The organism is Candidatus Zixiibacteriota bacterium (assembly GCA_020853795.1).
Classification (GTDB): Bacteria; Zixibacteria; MSB-5A5; order CAIYYT01; family CAIYYT01; genus JADJGC01.
Window position 1 is genome coordinate 1 of record JADYYF010000026.1, and the last position, 4,877, is coordinate 4,877.

The 4,877-nt window shown below is 58.5% G+C and carries 7 protein-coding genes; all 7 read left to right on the forward strand.

The window, feature by feature from the left end:
* Window positions 1-374 precede the first annotated feature (374 nt).
* On the forward strand, window positions 375-1,100 hold the full coding sequence (locus IT585_01575; protein ID MCC6961921.1) for a cobalamin biosynthesis protein CobQ: 726 nt from the start codon (window positions 375-377) through the stop codon (window positions 1,098-1,100).
* Window positions 1,101-1,156: 56 nt separating this feature from the next.
* Window positions 1,157-1,390, forward strand: coding sequence for a 4Fe-4S binding protein (locus IT585_01580; GenBank protein MCC6961922.1), 234 nt, complete (start codon window positions 1,157-1,159; stop codon window positions 1,388-1,390).
* Between the two features lie 7 nt (window positions 1,391-1,397).
* Complete coding sequence (gene vorB, locus IT585_01585) at window positions 1,398-2,474, forward strand: 3-methyl-2-oxobutanoate dehydrogenase subunit VorB (protein MCC6961923.1); 1,077 nt, start codon at window positions 1,398-1,400, stop codon at window positions 2,472-2,474.
* A 10-nt stretch (window positions 2,475-2,484) separates the two neighbouring features.
* Complete coding sequence (locus IT585_01590; GenBank protein MCC6961924.1) at window positions 2,485-3,261, forward strand: 2-oxoglutarate oxidoreductase; 777 nt, start codon at window positions 2,485-2,487, stop codon at window positions 3,259-3,261.
* Between the two features lies 1 nt (window position 3,262).
* Window positions 3,263-3,826 carry a 2-oxoacid:acceptor oxidoreductase family protein gene (locus IT585_01595; protein MCC6961925.1) on the forward strand — a complete coding sequence of 188 codons (564 nt, stop codon included), beginning with the start codon at window positions 3,263-3,265 and terminating at the stop codon, window positions 3,824-3,826.
* A complete protein-coding gene (locus IT585_01600) occupies window positions 3,823-4,275 on the forward strand; it encodes an NAD(P)H-dependent oxidoreductase subunit E (GenBank protein ID MCC6961926.1) in 453 nt (150 codons plus the stop codon). Before IT585_01595 ends, IT585_01600 begins: the two co-directional genes overlap by 4 nt.
* Before the next feature lie 3 nt (window positions 4,276-4,278).
* A partial coding sequence (locus IT585_01605; protein MCC6961927.1) for an NAD(P)H-dependent oxidoreductase subunit E occupies window positions 4,279-4,877 on the forward strand: 599 nt, incomplete at its 3' end.

The window sequence follows — 4,877 nt, forward strand, 5'->3', positions numbered from 1 at the left end:
TCTCTCCCAATCGTAAGTGGTAACATACTGCCGGCGTGGCGGCAGAGGCGATAGGCTACAATGAAAGGCGGAATTTGTCAACCTGAGGGTTGAGAGAAAGCGAGAATCTCCTTGACCCTGAACTCGGAAAAGGGTTATCATCGAGTTGATGCTTGTGAAGCAATTCACATTTTTGGCGCGAAGTGCCTACTCGGCAAATCCGTCTTTCCTGATCGGAATGCGCCAAATTACAGAACGGCAAGCTCTTAGGAAGGGCGGTTGGGTGAAGTAATATTGACAAAAAAGTTGCTTTATTACTTGACTAATTTTGTCCGATACTGTAGAGTGTAGAGTCGTGACATTGTGAAAATTGTCACGTATGGTGAGAAGACACTATGATTGACTGCCCGTTCGTTCCGTTCGCAAAACGGATCATAATCTTTGCCGGCGCTTATGGTTCCGGCAAGACAGAGGTGGCGGTCAATTACGCGATTCACCTGGCCGAGATCTCGGCTGATCCCATCAGCATCATTGATCTTGATATCGTCAATCCGTATTTCCGTTCACGCGAAGCGGCCGCCGAGATGCTGCTCTACGGAATCCGGGCGATTGTGCCGACGGGCGAGCATTGCCACGCCGACCTGCCGATCATTGTGCCGCAGATTCGGGCTTCAATCGAGAACGCCGGCGAAGGGCGGCTGGTGATCGACGTCGGGGGTGACGACTTGGGCGCGCGAGTGCTGGGTTCTCTCTCCGATGCGCTGGAGCGGGCCGACTACGAGTTCCTGATGGTGCTGAACGCCAACCGGCCGTTCACCGCGACGGTCGAGGGGAGTCTGAAGATGATGCGGGCGATCGAGGGGTCGTCGCGGATGAAATTCACCGGCATCGTCTCCAATACCCACCTGATCGGTGAGACGACCGGGCAGACAATCATCGACGGCGTCAAGCTGTCCCGGCAGGTGGCTGAGGCAGCGAATATCCCGCTCGTGTTTGCCGCCGGTATGGATGCGGCGCTGGGAGAGATCGCTGACGAGATGTTGACCGTTCCGAAGTTCTCCTTGTCGCGGCGAATGCTGAAGCCGTGGGAGATCCGGAAGGATCGCGTCCGGGGGCTGTGAATGAGATGGATGAATACTACCGGCGCCGGCCGGAATCAAGATAGCGAGAGGCGCTTATGCCGGGTGTGACTATAGACAAGAACTACTGCAAAGGCTGCGAGCTGTGCGTCAAGGCCTGTCCGCAGCAGATTCTCTCGATGTCGAAGGATATTACCAAGCGAGGTTATTTCTACGCGAAAATGCATGATCCTTCGCGCTGCATCGGCTGCCAGTTATGCGCAATCACCTGTCCCGACGCGGCAATCACCGTCAAAATGCACGGCACGCGATTCGTGCTGTACCAGTACTGAGGCGACCATGGCGCGAATATTGATGAAAGGCAACGAAGCAATCGGCGAGGCGGCGATCCGCGCCGGCGGAATCTACTATTTCGCATATCCAATCACGCCGCAGAGCGAGGTGGGCGAGTACCTGTCGCGACGACTGCCCGAGGTCGGCGGCGTGTTTGTACAGGCGGAGTCGGAGGTGGCGGTCGGCAACATGCTCTTCGGGGCGGCCGCCAGCGGCAAGCGCGTGTTCACCTCGTCGTCCAGCCCGGGCATCAGCCTGATGCAGGAGGCGATTTCCTACATGGCGGGCGCGCAGTTGCCGGTCGTGTTGATCAACATCATGCGCGGCGGTCCCGGTCTGGGCGGAATCCTGCCGGCGCAGTCGGATTATTTCCAGTCGACGCGCGGCGGCGGACACGGTGACTACCGCGTCCTCGTGTTGGCGCCGGCAACGGTCCAGGAAGCGGTTGATTTGACGATGCTGGCGTTCCATCTCGCGGAAAAATACCGCAACCCGGTGCTGATCGCCGGCGACGGAATGATCGGTCAGATGATGGAGCCGGTGGAGTTTCCGGATCAGTTCGAGGAACCGCCGCTGCCGCCGAAAGACTGGGCGACGGTCGGAGCGCGGGACCGGGCGCCGCTGATCACCAAGTCGCTGTTCCTCGATCCAGTGGCGCTGGAAAAGAACAGCATCATTCTGCACGAGAAATACCTGAAGATGAAGGCGGACGAAATCCGCTTCGAACCATACAAAGTCTCTCCGAAAAACCGCGCAATCATCGTGTCCTACGGCACGATGGCGCGCATCTGTCAAACCGTGATCGACGAGTTGGAGGCTAACGGCACCAGCATCGGCCTGTTGCGGCCGATATCGCTCTTCCCCTTCCCGGAGCGAGCGATTCACGACGCGGCCGTTGCGCCGAACATCGAACTGGTGCTGACGGTCGAGATGAGCATGGGGCAGATGGTGGAAGACGTTGAGAAAGCGGTTTTGGGGAAGAAGCCGGTGCACTTCTACGGGCGGACGGGTGGAATTGTACCGTCGCCGGAAGAAGTGCGCGATTGTCTGCTGAAGCTGCTTGACGGCGGCAAGGCGAAGTGAGGTAGAAGCGATGTCTGAAGTTACTGCACAAGCGACGACGATTACATTCTCACGGCCGGAGTCGTTCAGCGACGCCGTCACTCACTATTGTCCCGGCTGCACGCACGGCATTATCCATCGGCTGGTGGCAGAGGCAATCGATGAACTCGGCATCCGCGGTCGGACCGTCGGGATCGCGCCGGTCGGCTGCTCGGTATTGATCTACAATTACTTCCGCACCGACTTCCTGGAATCACCGCACGGGCGCGCCCCCGCACTAGCAACGGGGTTGAAGCGGGTCAGCCCGGAACTGATCATCTTCACGTATCAGGGCGACGGAGATCTGGCTTCGATCGGCATGAGCGAGATCGTGCATGCAGCTAATCGCGGCGAGAAGTTCACGACGATTTTCGTGAATAACGCAATTTACGGCATGACCGGCGGGCAAATGGCGCCGACGACGATGCCGGGACAAGTTACCGCGACTTCACCCTACGGACGCAATGTCGAAGAGGCCGGTTGGCCGATTCGCATGTGCGAGCTGCTGTCGAGCCTGCGCACGCCCGCCTATATCGAGCGGGTGGCGGTGCACACTCCGCAGAATATCGTGCGCGCGAAACGGGCGATCAAGACCGCATTCCAGAACCAAGTCGACGGCCTTTGCTTTTCCTTGATCGAGGTGCTTTCCACCTGTCCGACCAACTGGGGTCTGACGCCGTGTGAAGCCACACAATGGGTGCAGACCAATATGTCGCCTTACTATCCGCTCGGAGTGTTTAAGAAACCTGAGCCGAGGCTGGAGGTCTGAGATGGCGCAGTACGACGTGACCTTCGCCGGCTTCGGCGGACAGGGAATTCTCACCGCCGGGCAACTGCTGTCGTACACCGGGATTCACGAGGGTAAGCAGGTGGCGTGGATTCCGTCCTACGGTCCGGAAATGCGCGGCGGCACCGCCTACTGCACAGTGGTGATTTCCGACAGTCGCATTGGGTCGCCGATCATCAACAATCCGCGCGCGCTGGTCGTGTTCAACCGGCCGTCGATGGAGAAATTTGCCTCCAAGGTCAAGCCGGGCGGGTTGATCGTTGTCAATTCATCGCTGATCGACTTGGTTTCGAACCGCAGCGACGTGACCGAGATTTTGATCCCGGCCAATGACATCGCGATCAAAGCGGGCAGCGTCAAGACGGTGAATATGATCATGCTGGGGGCCTTTGTCGGCGCGTCACAAGTCGTCAAGTACGACAGCCTGCTGGAGATCGTGCATGAGAAAATGGGAAAGAAGAAGGAGTTGCTGGAGATCAACCTCGCGGTCATCGAGGAAGGCTTCAAGCTGGCGCAGTCGACGCTGAAAGCGCAGGTGAAGGCATGACGCATGACTTCAGCAGATTGCCGGAGATTATGGGCAAGCATCAGCCGGACGGCTCATCGCTGATCATGCTGTTGCAGGACATCCAGCGCGAGTACCGGTATTTGCCGTGCGAGGCGCTCAAGCAAACGGCGGACTATTTGCACGTGCCGTTGAGCAAGGTGTTCTCGGTGGCAACGTTCTACAACGCGTTCAGCCTGAATCCGAAAGGCGAGAAAGTCGTGCGGATCTGCGTCGGCACCGCCTGCCATATCCGTGGCGCGAAGTTACTGCAGGATCAGATCGAGAACGAACTGGGCATCAAGGCCGGCCAGACAACGGCGGACATGAAGTTCTCGCTGGAAGTGGTCGCCTGCGTGGGCGCCTGCGCGATGGCGCCGGTGGTGATCGTCAACGAGAAGTACCACGGCGGGGTCAAAGTGTCGCAGGCCAAGAAGCTGGTGAAGGGATAGAGCATGAGAATAACATCAGCGCAACATCTCGAAGAACTGCGGCAGCTTTACCAGCTTTCCGAGTCGAAGCACAAAAAGAAAGTCATCGTCTGCTGCGGCACCGGCTGCCTGGCCAACGGCGCGGCCAAATTGGTGGAGGCCTTTCACGACAACCTGAAGCAGCGCGAGATTAGAGACTTCTCGGTCGAAGCGGTCAAGGAGACCGGCTGCCACGGATTCTGCGAGCAGGGACCGCTGGTCGTGATCGAACCGCAAGGAACCTTCTACACCAAGGTCAAGCCGAAGGATATTCCGGAGATCATCGCCAAATCGATTGAGGGGGACGAGATCATCACCGACCGGCTCTACACCGATCCCGTCGCCAACCAGAAGGTCGAGCGCTACGGTGACGTCAAGTTCTTCAAGCATCAACATCGGCTCGCCCTGCGCAACCTTGGCAAGATCGCCGCGCACTCACTTACGGAAGCGCTTGCCGCCGGCGGCTACAAGGCGCTTGCCAAGGCGCTCACCAAAATGACGCCGGATGAAGTGATTCAGGAAGTCGACAAGGCCAACCTGCGCGGCCGCGGCGGCGGCGGATTTCCGGCCGGCCGCAAATGGAA

Bases quoted from the DNA above. Each gene is read 5' to 3' on its own strand.
- IT585_01580 (MCC6961922.1), top strand. From the start codon at position 1,157: ATGCCGGGTGTGACTATAGACAAGAACTACTGCAAAGGCTGCGAGCTG.
- IT585_01590 (MCC6961924.1), top strand. From the start codon at position 2,485: ATGTCTGAAGTTACTGCACAAGCGACGACGATTACATTCTCACGGCCG.
- vorB (MCC6961923.1), top strand. From the start codon at position 1,398: ATGGCGCGAATATTGATGAAAGGCAACGAAGCAATCGGCGAGGCGGCG.
- IT585_01595 (MCC6961925.1), top strand. From the start codon at position 3,263: ATGGCGCAGTACGACGTGACCTTCGCCGGCTTCGGCGGACAGGGAATT.
- IT585_01575 (MCC6961921.1), top strand. From the start codon at position 375: ATGATTGACTGCCCGTTCGTTCCGTTCGCAAAACGGATCATAATCTTT.
- IT585_01600 (MCC6961926.1), top strand. From the start codon at position 3,823: ATGACGCATGACTTCAGCAGATTGCCGGAGATTATGGGCAAGCATCAG.